This is a genomic window from Bradyrhizobium sp. USDA 4502 (assembly GCF_054063355.1).
Map to the genome: position 1 here is coordinate 8,286,026 of NZ_JBSSGF010000001.1, position 14,707 is coordinate 8,300,732.

Below are 14,707 nucleotides of genomic sequence, written 5' to 3' on the forward strand. Positions count from 1 at the left end.
GGGGTGACAGTCTATCGCCGCCGGTAGTGCTTCAGCGGCACAGCTTCCGCTTCGCGAGCGCCATAGAGCTCGACATAGATCCGTTCGAGCACGGCATTCAAATCCTCACTGACCTCCGAATTCCAGAACCTGACGACGCGATATCCTTCCCGCTCCAGCCACTCTTGTCGCGCACGATCGCGCTTCGCCACTTCATCGTCGTTGTGGTGTCCGTCCAGCTCGACGATGAGTCGCTTGGCCGGGCAGAAGAAATCGACGACGTAAGGGCCAATCGGTGCCTGCCTTCGAAAATGCGTTCCGTCCGTTGGCAGCTCTCTCAGCGCGCGCCACAGGATTCGTTCATGCGGCGTCGTGTTGGCGCGCAGCTTCTTCGCGGCGGCTCTGCGGATTGATGTTGAGACCATTTGTGTGGCTTCACCCCACCCCGATCGCACCCGCGATGCTGCGCATCGCGCGCGCAATCGACCCTCCCCCTCCAGGGGAGGGTGAAGTGGAGCGCAATCCTTGCGCGAATGCAAGCGCGGTCAGAAATCATTTCCCGGAAGGCGCACCTGCCTTCATCCTCCCCTGGAGGGGGAGGATCGCCGCGCATGTAATGCGCGGCGAGGTGGGGTGACGGTCTCTCCGCGACGGAGTTGCGCGTTCTAAATCGCGCTTTCGCCTTCGTGCTGGAAGCCGAGATAGCTCGCGGCGACGCCCTTGTTGGCGGCGATTTCCGTCGCGGAGCCTGACAACACGAACTCGCCGAGCTCCATGACATAGGCGCGGTCGGCGATCTGCAATGCGGCCTGGGCGTTCTGCTCGACAAGCAGCACCGAGACGCCGGCTGAGCGGAGCTCGCCGACGATGCGGAAGATGTCGGCGACGATGATCGGAGCGAGGCCGAGGCTCGGCTCGTCCAACATCAGGAGCTTCGGCGCGCCCATCAGCGCGCGGCCCATCGCCAGCATCTGCTGCTCGCCGCCGGACAGCGTTCCGGCAAGCTGCTTGCGCCGCTCCTTGAGCCGCGGAAACAGCGTGTAGACCCGCTCCAGCGACGCCACCGCGACGGCCTTCGCAATCCGGAAGGCGCCGAGCTCGAGATTGTCCTCGACATTCATGGTGCCGAACAATTCGCGATGCTCGGGCACCAGGCTGAGGCCGGTGGCGACGCGGTCCTCGATATCGAGCGGCGCCATGTCGACGCCGGCGAAGCTGGTGCGCCCCTTCAGCGGCAGCACGCCCATGATGGCGTTGAGCAAGGTGGTCTTGCCGGCGCCGTTGGCACCGATGATGGTGACGATCTCGTTCTGGGCGACGTCGAGCGAAACGCCGCGCACCGCCTCGACCTTGCCGTAGGAGATGTGGACGTCGGTCACCGATAGCAGCGCACTCATGCGGCGGCTCCGAGATAGGCCTTGATCACGTCGGGATTGCGCTTGATCGCGGCCGGCGTGCCCTCGGCGATCTTGGTGCCGAAATCCAGCACCACGATGCGGTCGGCGAGATCCATCACGAACCCCATGTCGTGCTCGACCAGCAGCACCGACATGCCGCCGTCGCGCAATTGCCGGAGCAGCGCGGCCAGCCGCTGCTTCTCCATGTGGCGCAGGCCGGCGGCCGGCTCATCGAGCAGCAGCAGCATCGGATCGACGCACAGCGCGCGGGCGATCTCGACAATGCGCTGCTGTCCGAGCGACAGCGAGCCCGCGAGCTGGTCGATCTGGTCCGACAGGCCGACGCGCGCGATCTGCCGCGCGGCTTCCGCCAGCAGCCTCGCCTCATCAGCGCGGTCGAGCCGCAGCATGCTGGAGATCGCGCCGGAATTGCCGCGCAGATGCGCGCCGATCGCGACATTCTCCAGCACGGTCATGTCGGGCACCAGCTTGACGTGTTGAAAAGTCCTGGAAACGCCGAGCTTGACGACCTCCTGCGGCGGAGCGTTCGCGACCTCGTTGCCGAGCACTGAAATCTTGCCGCTGGTCGCGGTCAGGACGCCGGTGATCAAATTGAAGGTCGTGCTCTTGCCGGCGCCGTTCGGGCCGATCAGCGCGACGATCTCGCGGGCGTTGACGTCGAACGAGACGTCGTTGACCGCGAGCACGCCGCCGAACTGCTTGCGCGCCTTGTCGATGTGCAGAAGGATCGGAGACGTTCCTGGCGCCCGTTCGCGGTGCTCCAGCTTCACGGACGTGTCCAGGGTCTTGCGGGCGGGCTTGAACGGCAGCCGCGACATCAGCCAGGGCCAGACGCCCTGGGGCGCGAGCTGCAGCAGCAGCACCAGCATGATGCCGAACACGATGGTCTCGAGCTGGCTCTGGCCGCCGAAGATGTAGGGCAGGTAGCTCTGCAGCACCTCCTTGAGGATCACGACGATGCCGGCGCCGAGCACGCCGCCCCAGACGTAGCCCGCGCCGCCGACCACGGCGATGAACAGATACTCGATGCCGGCCTGCGCGCCGAACGGCGTTGGGTTGGCGGCGCGCTGGAAATGCGCATACAGCCAACCGGACAGGCCGGCCAGCACCGCGGCATAGATGAACACCAACAGCTTGGCGCGGGGCGTCTGCACGCCGAACGCTTCCGCCGCAACATGGCCGCGCCGCAAGGCGCGGATCGCGCGCCCGGTGCGGGAGTCCAAGAGGTTCATGGTGAGCAGCGCGGACAGCAGCACCGCGACCCAGATCGCGTAGTAGATCGCATCCGGGCTCAGCATCTTGAACGAGCCGATCGACAGCGGCGGAATGCCCGAGATGCCGTCGTTGCGGCCGAGGAATTCGAGCTTGCTGAACAGATAGAACAGCCCGATGCCCCAGGCGATGGTGCCGAGCGGCAGATAATGGCCGGATAGCCGCACCGTGACGATGCCGAGCAGCACGGCGGCGATGCCGCTGACCAACAGCGAAGCCGGCAGCGTCAGCCAGGGCGAGACGCCGTAGGCGGTGGTCAGCACCGCCGTGGTGTAGGCGCCGAACCCGCAGAACGCGGCCTGGCCGAACGAGGTCAGGCCGCCGACGCCGGTGAGCAGCACGAGGCCCATCGCGACCAGCGCGGCGAGGCCGATATTGTCGAGCAGCACGATCCAGAACGGCGGGATACCCGGGACAAGCGGAATCACCGCCATCACGAGCGCGAAGATGATGAGGGGAAGGCGCTGCGTCATCGCGCTCAATCCTTCTCTTCTTCGACCTCGGGCGCCGCGAGCGAGCGTAACACGAGCACGGGGAGGATCAGCGTGAACACGATGACTTCCTTGAAATTGCTGGCGTAGAACGACGAGAAGGCCTCGACGATGCCGACCACGATGGCGGCGACCGCGGTCAGGGGATAGCTGACCAGGCCGCCGATGATGGCGGCGATGAAGCCCTTCAGGCCGATCAGGAAACCGGTGTCGTAATAGAGCGTCGTGATCGGCACGATCAGGATGCCGGAGATCGCGCCGATGACGGAGGCGAGCAGGAACGCGATCTGGCCGGACAGCGTGGTGCGGATGCCGACCAGGCGGGCGCCGAGGCGGTTGACCGCGGTGGCGCGCAGCGCCTTGCCGGTCTTGGTGTAGCCGAAGAACAGCCACAGGGCGACGATGAAGCCGATCGTCAGGCCGTAGACCGCAAGGCTCTGCCCGGTGAAGCGGAGCGGGCCGGCGGTTACTGCGGCATTCGACAGCGCAGGCGCGCGCAGGCCTTCGGCGCCGAAGAACACCAGGCCGAGGCCCTGTAGCGCCAGATGGCAGCCGACCGAGGCGATCAGCAGCACCAGCACGGAGGTGTGCGCGATCGGCTGGAACGCGATGCGGTAGAGGAACAGCCCGATCGCCGCCACGATCAGGAGCGCGAGCGCGATGTTGACGGCGATCGGCGTGCCGGGACCGACCAGCGCGTAAATCAGACCGAGCAGCGCGACGGGAAAGGCGATGTTGAGCGCGACCGAGCGGATCACCAGCCGCGCATGCAGCGCGTTGCGGGCGAAGAACAGGTCGAGGGCGAAGGCGACGAGGCCCATCGCGATCGCAAGCCGTGCGGTGCCGGGCACCTGGCCGGTCGCCAGCATGGCGTAGCTCAGCGCGCCGTAGGTGACGAATTCGCCCTGCGGGATCAGGATCACCCGCGTGACCGCGAACACCAGCACCAGGGCCAGCCCCAGCAGTGCGTAGATCGCGCCATTGGTGATGCCGTCCTGCAGCAGGAACAGCATGATCGTTGTGTTCAAGGCCGAGCGCTCCCCCTCAAGCGTCGGACCGCCTCAACCGGTCGTGCCGGTCAGGTCGGCCGATATCGGCTGTTGAAAGCTGCCGACATTTGATATAGTCCATAACAATTATTAGATATAATCTCAAGGTCCCCGAGTGTCGTGCGGGATTCTTGTAGCGGGATTGCGAGCCTGGAGCGATGACTGTTTCCAAGACCGCCACCGATGCCCTTCGTTCGTCGCGGGCCCTGCGCAGGGAACCGGCCGATTCTGCCGGGGACGACAGCATGCTGCAACTGGGCGAACTGTCCGGATTGCTCGGCTATTCGTTGAAGCGCGCGCAGCTCAGGGTATTCGAGGACTTCCTGCGCTGCGTCGCGCCGCTGCAGCTGACGCCGGCGCAGTTCTCGGTGCTGCTTCTGCTCGACAAGAATCCGGGCCGCAACCAGACAGAGATCGCCAACACGCTCGGCATCCTCAGGCCGAATTTCGTCGCGATGCTCGACGCGCTGGAGAGCCGCGACCTTTGCGCGCGGATGCGCTCCACCAACGACCGCCGTTCCCACATCCTCGTCCTGACCGACAAGGGCCGCGCCGTGCTGGCGCGCGCCAAGAAGCTGGTCGCCAACAAGCACGAGGCGCGGCTGATCGAGGTGCTCGGTCCGGCCAACCACGCCGCGCTGCTGGAGATGCTGGCGAAGCTCGCGCAGGAGTTTTGAGGGGGCGTGACGGCCCGTCCGCTCGCAATGACGCGTTGGGTTGACACATATCCGGCATGCGGGCGCCGCCAGGCGGCGAACCATCGCGGTCTAAAGCTTGTAGCCGATGTTCCGCAGCAGATCCTTCCGCCACGCAATGTCGGCGTCGGTTTCGACACCCAGCGGCGAGGCGCCATCCACCACGCCGAGCACGCCGCGCCCGAGCTCCGTCCGCGCGACGATCACCTGTGTTGGATTGGCCGTCGAGCAATAGATGCGGCAGACCTCCGGCACTGAGCGCACCGCCGGCAGCACGTTGACGGGAAAGAACCCGTCGCCGAGGAAAATCAGGAAGGTGTGACCGGCGCCGATCGCCAATGCGTTGTCGCGTGCCAGGGCGAGCGAGGCGTCGTCGTTACCGGAGCAGCGCACCAACCGCTTGCCGGAGGCCTCGCAGAAAGCCAACCCGAAGCGGATGCGCGGAACCGTGCCCACCAGCGCTTCGTGAAGGTCTTCCACGGTCTTGATGAAATGCGACTGGCCGAAGATGAAGTTGGTCTCATCCGGCTTGACGATAGGCACCACGGTGAGTTCCATGGCTTCGCTCCTGCACGCGAACTCCCCAATCCATGGTAGGCCGTCGGAGGGCGTTTGCAAGCGGCCACAGGCGCTCAAATGTGCCGGCTGTTGCTTCGGCTCACGCCGACCAGCGTCCGTACTCACGAGGGCTCTCAAGGGGGGACCGGAAATCGCCGGGAGGTTGCGCGCCGAAGGGCGGCAATTGTGGTATCCTCCGTCAAGCGCGATGGCCCGTATGTTGCCCGGCCCCTCGCAAATGGCCGCGAAGCGTACCGAGCGTTGCTAACGGATCTGAAGGGAGCGCTTCCGGGGGCTCGAGGAGGATCAACGCCGTGAAGCGGGACTTCGACCTCATCGTCTATGGCGCGACGGGTTACACCGGGGGTCTCATCGCCGAATATCTGGCGACATCCTATCGCGGCGACGATGCTCCGTCCTGGGCAATTGCGGGACGCTCGACCGACAAACTCCAGAAAGTGCGTGCCGACATCGGCGCACCGGACGATTTGCCGTTAGTGAAGGCGGATGCCGCCGAGCCGGCCAGCCTGCGTTCGATGTGCGAGCGCGCGACCGTGGTCGTCACCACGGTCGGGCCCTATCAGCTTCACGGTCCCGAGCTAGTGGCGGCATGCGCGGCCACCGGCACGGCCTATGTTGATCTTTGCGGCGAACCGGGCTGGATGCGGGCTATGATCGACGCCCATCACGAAGAGGCAAAACGGACCGGCGCGCGCATCGTCTTCTCCTGTGGCTTCGATTCCATCCCGTTCGATCTCGGTGTGCTCACGTTGCAGGAGAAGGCGCGCGAGAAATTCGGACGCCCGGCGCGGCGGGTGAAGGCCCGTCTGCGCAAGGTGAGGGGTGGCATGTCTGGCGGCACCGCGGCGAGCGCTCAGGCGACGCTGGCCGCCGCGGCGCGCGACCCGGCCCTGATCCGGCTGCTGACCGATCCCTTCGCGTTGACGCCGGGCTTCACTGGGCCGTCTCAGCCGTCGGGCCTCGTCCCCGAATATGACACAAGCATGCACGCGTGGCTCGTGCCGTTCCCGATGGCGCCGATCAACACCAAGAACGTGCACCGCACGAACTTCCTGTTGGGCCATCCCTACGGCAGGGACTTCGTTTATGACGAGATGATGGTGGCGCCGGGACTTGGGGACATCGCGAGCGTGACGACGGAGACGTTCGCCACGGTGGTGTCCTTGTTCGGGACCGGCGGTCTCAAACGCGGCGCAGGCCCGACCCGGGAAGCGCGCGAGAGGGGCTTCTACGACATCTTCTTTCTGGGCGAGGTGCCGGATGGCGGACGGGTCGAAGCCGTTGTCACAGGCGACCGCGATCCGGGCTATGGCTCGACAAGCAAGATGATCACCGAAAGCGCTCTCTGCGTCGTGCGTGACGTGCAGGGTGAGGGCGGCATCTGGACGCCGGGCGCGCTGATGGGGCCGGCCTTGCGCAAGCGTCTAAAGGAGCGCGCCGGCCTCACTTTCAGTGCGCGTTGAGGTCACGAACGCAGTCGGCAGGTATAGCAGCCCGTTCGGCTAAAAAAGCGACTAGAGCATTTTCGGTTCTGATTGAATCAGAACCGAAGCTCTAGATTCTTGTTTTGACGCGTTTTCTTCACGCGAACCGGTGCCCACTTCGCTCGAAAACGCTCTAGAGGGCGATCATACGATCTTCCGCTACGATACTTGAACTTGGCTCCGACTCTTCTGCTTGCAAGGAAGGCAACCCTAATCCAGGACCAAGCAATTGACGGCAGCGAAGCAGTGCCGCAAATCCGGACAGTGCGTCGAGACTGGTCCGAAGCAGCATCGGTAACTCGCTCGGCTGTTTCATTGTCGCACGGACCAGCGCGGCGAGATCGATCGTCCCGTTTGCACGCACTGCGGACAGGGCGGCGGCAGGAAGCTGCCGACCGGCCGGATCCATGATCACGCGGACGGCAGTCATAGGGAGGCCGCGCGCTGCAGCGACACTCGCCGCCACATGGGATTCGTTATCGACCGCCAGCGCGCCTGTACTCATATGTAGCGAGCGCTTCGCTTCTGGATGCATGGCGACCGTGGTCACACCAGCAATAGGGCCATAAATCGAACCGGGGATGAGTCGAAGCAAGGCTTGCGACCAGTCCCGATCAGTGAAGAGCTGAATCGTTTCCGAAACGATCGTCGATGCTACGACGCATGCGCCTGCCGGGAGGTCGGGCGAAAGGCCGCCCGCGACGCCAAAGCTGATAAGACCGTAGCAATCCTCAGCAATTGCCGACGCGAGAGACTCCGCGAGCGTGCTGCCATCGCCACTGCAGATCGCCTGCGTATGCAGGTCTGCAGCGATCCGCGCCTCAAACGCAAGTCCCGTGACTCCAATCACCGCTGCCATGAGTCCGCTCCCCGGATGCCGCGCTGGACGGCGGGTGTCCGCGCGTGCGGGTCGTATCAGGAGTGTTCTGCTCCAACGCCAAATCGCAAATGACTAACGAGTTAGTTTCTGACGGATATGTTAGCTGCTTTGTTTTGGCGCCGTGATAAATGCTGCCTAGGGCCGGGATCCGTGGCGAGCGTGAGATCGTGCCGGAAGCTGCAACAGCGCACTTGACGAGCCAAATCGGCGACCTCACGAGACGCGTGCCGATGCAATGTCCGCCGCGTCTCCAAGTCATCGTGCGGAACGATTTGGAGCGTTGTCCGCGCTGGCAGTTCGCCTTCGCGAGCGAGCGCAAGGATCATCGATACTATGAGTTGGTCGAGGATACCCTTCATCCCGAGTTCGATTACCGGTATTTCCTCATCAAAGATGCGGTTGATCAGGTTTGTGCTGTACAGCCATTCTTCCTAATGGACCTGGATTTGCTGGCCGGTGCGAGCCCGCGGTTTGGCGTACTCATCGACGCCATTCGCCGGATGTGGCCAGGTTTGATGCGCGCCCGTGCGCTCATGGTCGGGTGCGTCGCAGGGGAAGGTCATCTTGACGGGGACGAGGCCTGCCATCGAGGCTGCGCGGAACTGCTGGCCTCTACGATTGCAATACATGCTCGCAGGCTCGGGGCGCGGCTGATCGTGCTCAAGGAGTTTCCGGCGCGATACCGACCTATCCTCGACTGTTTGATCGCTCACGGCTTCACCCGCATCCCCAGCCTGCCCATGACCAGGCTTTGCATCGATTACGCCAATTTCGATGACTATATGAATCATGCGCTCAACAGCGCAACCCGCAAGAAACTCCGCAAGAAGTTTGAGGCGACAGCGCGGGCCTCTCCATCCGTCGAGATGAACGTCGTCAACGACGCGACGCCGGTGATCGCGCAGATCTATCCATTGTATTTCCAAGTCTATCAGCGTTCGAAACTGCACTTCGAGAAGCTGACGGAACAATACTTCTGCGACTTGGGGCGGCGGATGGGGGACAAGGTCCGCTTCTTCCTCTGGCGTCAGAACGAGCGGATCGTCGCGTTTGCCGCATGCATGGTACATGGTGACGCGATCTATGCGGAGTACATAGGTCTCGACTACGATGTCGCCTTAGACCTGCACCTCTATCATTATGTGTTTCGCGACATGGTGAGCTGGGCAATCGCCAACGGGTACAAATGGTTTCGCAGCAGCGGGCTGAACTATGATCCAAAGCTGCACCTGAGGCACTTGCTTGATCCGATCGACTTATACGTTCGGCACACCTCCGCGCCGATCAACTCAGTGTTGAAGCGCATTTTGCCGGTGCTCGAGCCGACGCGATATGACGAGACGCTTGCGAAGTTTCGTAACTATCAGGAGCTTTGGGCGCAGCCCGAGACTGGCCTTGGGTCCGTCGAGGATACGGCCTAATCCACCAAAATCACCCGCACGTCATTGACGTTGGTCAGCGTCGGGCCGGTCAGGAGCAAATCCCCGGTCTGGGCGAAGAACCCCGTCGCATCGTTGTTCTCGAGATAGGCCTTCGGATCGAGGCCGATCGATTTCATCTTCGCGAATGTCGCCTGGTCGATCACGGCGCCGGCCGGGTCGGTCGCGCTGCCAGCGCCACCGTCGGCGCCGTCGGTATCGGCGGCCAGTGCCGAGACGTCGGGTGTATCCTTCAGTAGGCCGGCCAGCGCCAGCGCGTATTCCTGGTTGGGGCCGCCGCGGCCATTGCCGCGCACCGTCACCGTCAGCTCGCCGCCGGAGATGATCGCAACGCGCTTGCCTTCGCTGCGCGCCTTCAGCGCCAGCCGCGCATGCTCGGCCGCGATCTCGCGGGCCTCGCCTTCGAGATCGGCGCCGAGCGCGATGGTCTCGTAGCCGGCGTCCCGCGCGACCTTCACCGCGGCGTCGATCGAGGCCTTCGGCTTTGCCAGCAGTTCGAATGTCGCCCGCGCGAAGGCGGCATCGCCGGGCTTGCAGCTTTCGTTCGCGGGATCGTCGAGCGCGCGGCGGACCGCGTCGTCGATCGAGAGATTGTATTTGGCGACCAGTGCGCGGGCGTCCGCCAGCGTGGTCGGATCCGGCACCGTCGGCCCGGAGGCGATCGCGGAGGGATCGTCATGCGGCACGTCCGATATCGCCAGCGTGACGATCTCGGCCGCGTGCTGGCCGGCGCGCGCCAGCCGTCCGCCCTTGATGCGCGAGAGATGCTTGCGCACGGTGTTCATCTCGCCGATCGGCGCGCCGGAGCGCAGCAGTGCGCGGTTGACCTGCTGCTTCTGGGTAAAGCTCACGCCGTCGACCGGCGCGATCCAGTTCGCCGAACCGCCGCCGGTCAAAAGCACCAGCAGGAGATCGTCCGGGGTCGCGGTCGCGGCGAGCTGCAGCGTGTCGTCCGCCGCCTTGAGCCCGGCCTCGTCGGGCACCGGGTGGCCGGCCTCGACCACCTTGATGCGGCGGGTCGGCACGCCATGGCCGTGGCGGGTGGTGGCGATGCCGACCAGCCGCGACGGATCGAGCTCGAGCGCGTCGAGATAATGCCGCTCGGCCGCCGCGGCCATCGCCGCGGCGCCCTTGCCTGCGCAGAGACAGATCACCCGTCCCTTCGGCACCGGCCGCAGCCGCGACGCCAGCACGACATCGGGATGCGCAGCCGCCACAGCGGCATCGAAGATCGAACGCAGGAAAGAACGACGGTCGGTCATGGTTGTGCCTTATGTAACGCGGTCAGTTTCCGCCGACTTCGCCGCTGATGACGTCGCCGAACAATTGCCAGCGCTCGCCCTTGAACTGCATCAGCTGGAGCTGTTCGATCGGCTGGAAGTCGGCAGGCCCGGTCGACAGCGTCACGCCGGGCAGCAGGCCGCCCTGCGCGAATTGCTTCAGGCTCGCCGCCTGCTTCATCACATTGGCGCGGGTGAGGTCGTCACCGCAGCGGCGCAGCACCTCGACCATCGTGGTCGCCATGTTGTAGCCGGTCATCGCGGAGGCATCGACGCGGTTGGTGTCAGGCATGTATTTGGCGAGCAGTTCGTCGAACGCCTTCATGCCGGCGTCGTCCTTCCATTGCGGATCGCTGGCGTCCTTGGCGTAGGCGGCCGAGATCACGCCCTGCGCATTGTCGAGGCCGGCCGGACGCATCACGGTCGCGGTGGAGGCCGAGACGTTGGAGACGATGGTCACCGGCTTCCAGCTCATCTCGCCGAGCTTCTTGATCGCCTGGGCGCCGAATTTCGGCGTGGTGAAGAAGACGATGACGTCGGGATTGGAGGATTTCAGCCGCACCACATGGGAATCGATCGTCGGCTCGGCGACTTCATAGCTCTCCTTGGCGACGACGCGCGCGGGATCGCTGGCGAAGCCGTCTTCCAGGCCCTTGAGGTAGTCCTTGCCCATGTCGTCGTTCTGGTAGAGCACCGCGACCTTGGTGGCGGGCTTCTCCTTAAGCAGATATTTCGCGTAGATTCGCGACTCGCTCTGATAGCTGGGCAGCCAGCCCATGGTCCATGGGAAGGCCTTCGGATCGTTCCACTTGGTCGCGCCGGTGGCGACGAACAGCTGCGGCACCTTCTTGGCGTTGAGATATTTCTGGATCGCGGTGTTGGAGGCGGTGCCGAGCGTGCCGAACAGGAACAACACCTCGTCGCTCTCGACCAGCTTGCGGGCCTGCTCGACGGCCTTCGGCGGCGAGTAGGCGTCGTCATAGGAGACGAAAGTGATCTTGCGTCCGTTGATGCCGCCGTCGTCGTTGACCTTCTTGAACACCGCGGCCATCGCCTTGCCGACCACGCCATAGGCCGACGCCGGGCCGCTATAGGGCACGATGTTGCCGATCTTGATCTCGGTGTCGCTCGCACCGGTGTCGTATTTCTTCTGCGCCCATGCAGCATTGCCGGTCGCGGCGGCGACGGCGAGGCCGAGCAGGGCGGTTGCGACACGGTGTCGGATCGGCATCGGCATTTCCCGAAATCTCCTTGTTGTTGCCGCCGCGCAAGGGCGTCGGTTTCTTGTCGGGTGTCTTGCCGGTTTACCTAGCGTATTGCCGGGCAAAGTGTAAGCGGGCATTGCCCGGGCCGGCGTGCGAGCAGGCCATGGCTTTAAATTCCGGTTTCCGACGCGTTTTCTTCGCGCGAATCGGTACCCGCTTCGCCCGGAAATGCGCCAACAAAAAGCCCCCTGCGACGGTATCGCAGGGGGCCATTCCCGGTCGGGAGGCGGCGGGAAATCAGCCGCCGACGTCGGCGCTGATGACCTCGCCGAACAGTTCCCATTTCTCGCCCTTGAACTTCATCAGCTGCAGCTGGCTGATCGGCGCGAAATCGTTCGCCGCGGTGTTGATCTTGACGCCAGGCAGCAGCACCTCGGTGCGGAAGTCCTTCAGGCTTGCGGCCTGCTTCATGATGTTCTCGCGGGTGAGGTTGTCGCCGCACTGCTTCAGCACCTGGACCAGCGTCTGCGCCACGCCGAAGCCGACCACGGTGCCGCCGTCGAGCTTGTCGCCTTCGGGGAAGTCCTTGGCCATGAAGGCGTAGAACTCCTTCATGCCCGGGTCATTGTCCCATTGCTTGTCGGAAGCGTCCTTCAGGTAGGCGGCGGAGATGATATCCTGTGCGTTCTCGAAGCCGGCCGGTTTGATCACGCTGCCGACCGAGGCCGACACGTTGTTGAGGAAGTGGGTCGGCTTCCAGCCGATCTCGGCGACCTTCTTGATCGCCTGGGCCGCGAATTTCGGCGTCGCGATGTCGATGAAGACGTCGGCGTTGCTCGCCTTCAGCTTGACAATGTTGCTGTCGATGGTCGGCTGGGACGTCTCGAAGCTTTCTTCCGCGACGATCATGCTGGCGGCCTTCTGGCCAAGCCCGTCCTTCAGGCCCTTCAGATAGTCCTTGCCGTAATCGTCATTCTGGTAGAGCACCGCGATCTTGGCGTTCGGCATGTTCTTCAGGATGTATTTTGCGTAGATCTGGGTCTCGCTCTGGTAGTTGGGCTGCCAGCCCATCGTCCAGGGAAAGTCCTTCGGGTCGTTCCACTTGGTGGCGCCGGTGGCGACGAACAGCTGCGGCACCTTCTTGGAGTTCATGTATTTCTGGATCGCCGAGTTCGACGGCGTGCCGAGCGAGTTGAAGATCAGCAGCACCTCGTCGCTCTCGACCAGCTTGCGGGCCTGTTCCACGGCCTTCGGCGGCGAGTAGGCGTCATCGTAGGAGATGAAGTTGATCTTGCGGCCATTGATGCCGCCGGCGTCGTTGACCTTCTTGAAATAGGCGGCCTCGGTGCGGCCGATGACGCCATAGGCGGACGCCGGGCCGCTGTAGGGCATGATGTTGCCGATCTTGATCTCGGTATCGCTGGCGCCGGTGTCGTATTTCTTCTGGGCAAGCGCAGCGCTGCCGGATGTCGCGACGAGCGCGAGCGCGGCCCCGAGGACCGCAAGTTTTTTGGTAGCGGACATCTATGTCTCTCTCCCTGTTTGTCATGTGTCTCGGCCCTCTTGCTTGGAGAGCTCTTTGTTTGGCTGCAGTGATTATCATTTTAGGCGGTTCGTCTCAATGAGAAGCCCCTGCGGCAAACGCCGCAGGGGCGGTATCTTTGGTCGACCTTCCCGGCCTAACCGCCGACGTCGGCGCTCAAGACTTCGCCAAAGCGCTCCCAGGTCTCGCCCTTGAAGCGGATCAATTGCAGTTGCGAAAGCGGCGCGAAATCGGTCGCCGAGGTGTTGACCTTGACGCCGGGCAGCAGGCCGCCGGGCTCGTAATCGCGAATGCTGGCTGCCTGCTTCATGATGTTCTCGCGGGTCAGATTGTCGCCGCAGGCCTTGAGCACGTGGACCAGGCCCTGCGAGACGATATAGGCGTACATCACCGAGGCATCGGCCCGGTTCGCTTCCGGATAGTACTTATCGAGGAATTCGTTCCAGGCGATCATCGCCTTGTCGGTCTTCCACTGCGCGTCGGTCGGATCCTTGAAATATTGCGACGAGACGATGTCCTGGGCGTTCTCGAAGCCCGCGGGCTTGATCACGCTGCCGATCGATCCGGAGACGTTGTTGAGGAAGTGTAGCGGCTTCCAGCCGAGCTCGGCATTCTTCTTGATCGCCTGCGCGGCGAACTTCGGCGTCGTGATGTTGAAGAATACGTCGGCGCCGGAGGCCTTGAGCCTGACGATGTGGGAGTCGATGGTCGGCTCCGTCACCTCATAGCTGTCCTCGGCGACGATCATCGACGCGGCCTTGGCGCCGAGCCCGTCCTTGAATCCCTTCAGATAGTCCTTGCCGTAGTCGTCGTTCTGGTAGAGCACCGCGATTTTGGCATCCGGCTTGTTCTTCAGGATGTACTTCGCATAGATGATGGACTCGCTCTGGTAGTTGGGCTGCCAGCCCATCGTCCAGGGGAAATTCTGCGGGTCGTTCCACTTGGTGGCGCCGGTGGCGACGAACAGCTGCGGCACCTTCTTCTGGTTCATGTATTTCTGGATTGCCGAATTCGGCGGCGTGCCGAGCGAATTGAAGATCAGCAGTACCTCGTCGCTCTCGACCAGCTTGCGCGCCTGCTCGACCGTCTTCGGCGGAGTGTAAGCGTCGTCGTAGCTGATGAAGGTGATCTTGCGGCCGTTGATGCCGCCCTCGGCGTTGATCTTGCGGAAATAGGCCTCCTCGGTCTTGCCGATCACGCCATAGGCTGAGGCCGCTCCGCTATAGGGCATGATGTTGCCGATCTTGATCTCGGTGTCGGAGGCGCCGGTGTCGTATTTCTTCTGGGCAAGCGCAGCGCTGCCGGATGCGGCGACGAGCGCAAGCGCAGCAGCAAATGCCGTCAATTGTCGTATTGCAGACATGCCGTTTCTCTCCCTGATTGCCGATGATGT

At 63.7% G+C, this 14,707-nt stretch carries 13 protein-coding genes; 3 read left to right on the top strand and 10 right to left on the bottom strand.

The genetic code is table 11. The features are described 5' to 3' along the window. Positions 1 to 11: 11 nt before the first annotated feature. The 4 genes from ACVW1B_RS38560 to ACVW1B_RS38575 form a co-directional block, all read right to left on the bottom strand. A complete protein-coding gene (locus ACVW1B_RS38560) occupies positions 12 to 461 on the bottom strand; it encodes an endonuclease domain-containing protein (protein ID WP_456822849.1) in 450 nt (149 codons plus the stop codon). 183 nt (positions 462 to 644) lie between these two features. Further along, the gene (locus ACVW1B_RS38565; RefSeq protein ID WP_456822850.1) at positions 645 to 1,376 is read right to left on the bottom strand and encodes an ABC transporter ATP-binding protein; all 732 of its coding nucleotides are present in this window, start codon (positions 1,374 to 1,376) and stop codon (positions 645 to 647) included. Next, entirely contained in the window at positions 1,373 to 3,142 is a 1,770-nt protein-coding gene (locus tag ACVW1B_RS38570) for a branched-chain amino acid ABC transporter ATP-binding protein/permease (protein WP_456822851.1), read from the bottom strand. Before ACVW1B_RS38570 ends, ACVW1B_RS38565 begins: the two co-directional genes overlap by 4 nt. A gap of 5 nt (positions 3,143 to 3,147) precedes the next feature. After that, complete coding sequence (locus ACVW1B_RS38575) at positions 3,148 to 4,188, bottom strand: branched-chain amino acid ABC transporter permease (RefSeq protein ID WP_456822852.1); 1,041 nt, start codon at positions 4,186 to 4,188, stop codon at positions 3,148 to 3,150. 179 nt (positions 4,189 to 4,367) lie between these two features. Here ACVW1B_RS38575 and ACVW1B_RS38580 point away from each other — a divergent pair, with 179 nt between their 5' ends. Further along, positions 4,368 to 4,886: a MarR family winged helix-turn-helix transcriptional regulator gene (locus ACVW1B_RS38580; RefSeq protein WP_028336531.1), complete on the top strand. Its 519-nt coding sequence runs from the start codon at positions 4,368 to 4,370 to the stop codon at positions 4,884 to 4,886. Positions 4,887 to 4,976: 90 nt separating this feature from the next. On the opposite strand, the gene ACVW1B_RS38585 is transcribed toward ACVW1B_RS38580, so the two are convergent. After that, a complete protein-coding gene (locus tag ACVW1B_RS38585; RefSeq protein WP_456822853.1) occupies positions 4,977 to 5,462 on the bottom strand; it encodes an adenosine-specific kinase in 486 nt (161 codons plus the stop codon). Between the two features lie 314 nt (positions 5,463 to 5,776). Between ACVW1B_RS38585 and ACVW1B_RS38590 the strand changes: the two genes are divergently transcribed. Continuing rightward, positions 5,777 to 6,946: a saccharopine dehydrogenase family protein gene (locus tag ACVW1B_RS38590; RefSeq protein WP_253604885.1), complete on the top strand. Its 1,170-nt coding sequence runs from the start codon at positions 5,777 to 5,779 to the stop codon at positions 6,944 to 6,946. A gap of 154 nt (positions 6,947 to 7,100) precedes the next feature. Here the strand turns inward: ACVW1B_RS38590 and ACVW1B_RS38595 are convergent, their stop codons facing one another. Next, positions 7,101 to 7,826 carry a phosphorylase family protein gene (locus tag ACVW1B_RS38595; RefSeq protein ID WP_253604884.1) on the bottom strand — a complete coding sequence of 242 codons (726 nt, stop codon included), beginning with the start codon at positions 7,824 to 7,826 and terminating at the stop codon, positions 7,101 to 7,103. A 212-nt stretch (positions 7,827 to 8,038) separates the two neighbouring features. Here ACVW1B_RS38595 and ACVW1B_RS38600 point away from each other — a divergent pair, with 212 nt between their 5' ends. Then, positions 8,039 to 9,268 (top strand): GNAT family N-acetyltransferase, encoded by a 1,230-nt coding sequence (locus ACVW1B_RS38600; RefSeq protein ID WP_456823087.1) that lies wholly within the window; start codon positions 8,039 to 8,041, stop codon positions 9,266 to 9,268. Here the strand turns inward: ACVW1B_RS38600 and ACVW1B_RS38605 are convergent. From ACVW1B_RS38605 to ACVW1B_RS38620, 4 genes are all read right to left on the bottom strand, one after another. Continuing rightward, the gene (locus ACVW1B_RS38605; protein WP_253604882.1) at positions 9,265 to 10,548 is read right to left on the bottom strand and encodes a glycerate kinase type-2 family protein; all 1,284 of its coding nucleotides are present in this window, start codon (positions 10,546 to 10,548) and stop codon (positions 9,265 to 9,267) included. The genes ACVW1B_RS38600 and ACVW1B_RS38605 overlap by 4 nt on opposite strands. A gap of 22 nt (positions 10,549 to 10,570) precedes the next feature. Beyond that, positions 10,571 to 11,803, bottom strand: coding sequence for an ABC transporter substrate-binding protein (locus ACVW1B_RS38610; RefSeq protein WP_456793538.1), 1,233 nt, complete (start codon positions 11,801 to 11,803; stop codon positions 10,571 to 10,573). Positions 11,804 to 12,068: 265 nt separating this feature from the next. Beyond that, positions 12,069 to 13,295, bottom strand: coding sequence for an ABC transporter substrate-binding protein (locus tag ACVW1B_RS38615; protein WP_057016010.1), 1,227 nt, complete (start codon positions 13,293 to 13,295; stop codon positions 12,069 to 12,071). Positions 13,296 to 13,450: 155 nt separating this feature from the next. Continuing rightward, positions 13,451 to 14,677 carry an ABC transporter substrate-binding protein gene (locus ACVW1B_RS38620; RefSeq protein WP_076832477.1) on the bottom strand — a complete coding sequence of 409 codons (1,227 nt, stop codon included), beginning with the start codon at positions 14,675 to 14,677 and terminating at the stop codon, positions 13,451 to 13,453. Positions 14,678 to 14,707 lie beyond the last annotated feature (30 nt).

Coding starts and splice junctions, on each gene's coding strand:
- ACVW1B_RS38565 (WP_456822850.1), bottom strand. CDS start 1,376: ATGAGTGCGCTGCTATCGGTGACCGACGTCCACATCTCCTACGGCAAG.
- ACVW1B_RS38595 (WP_253604884.1), bottom strand. CDS start 7,826: ATGGCAGCGGTGATTGGAGTCACGGGACTTGCGTTTGAGGCGCGGATC.
- ACVW1B_RS38620 (WP_076832477.1), bottom strand. CDS start 14,677: ATGTCTGCAATACGACAATTGACGGCATTTGCTGCTGCGCTTGCGCTC.
- ACVW1B_RS38615 (WP_057016010.1), bottom strand. CDS start 13,295: ATGTCCGCTACCAAAAAACTTGCGGTCCTCGGGGCCGCGCTCGCGCTC.
- ACVW1B_RS38610 (WP_456793538.1), bottom strand. CDS start 11,803: ATGCCGATGCCGATCCGACACCGTGTCGCAACCGCCCTGCTCGGCCTC.
- ACVW1B_RS38580 (WP_028336531.1), top strand. CDS start 4,368: ATGACTGTTTCCAAGACCGCCACCGATGCCCTTCGTTCGTCGCGGGCC.
- ACVW1B_RS38605 (WP_253604882.1), bottom strand. CDS start 10,548: ATGACCGACCGTCGTTCTTTCCTGCGTTCGATCTTCGATGCCGCTGTG.
- ACVW1B_RS38585 (WP_456822853.1), bottom strand. CDS start 5,462: ATGGAACTCACCGTGGTGCCTATCGTCAAGCCGGATGAGACCAACTTC.
- ACVW1B_RS38570 (WP_456822851.1), bottom strand. CDS start 3,142: ATGACGCAGCGCCTTCCCCTCATCATCTTCGCGCTCGTGATGGCGGTG.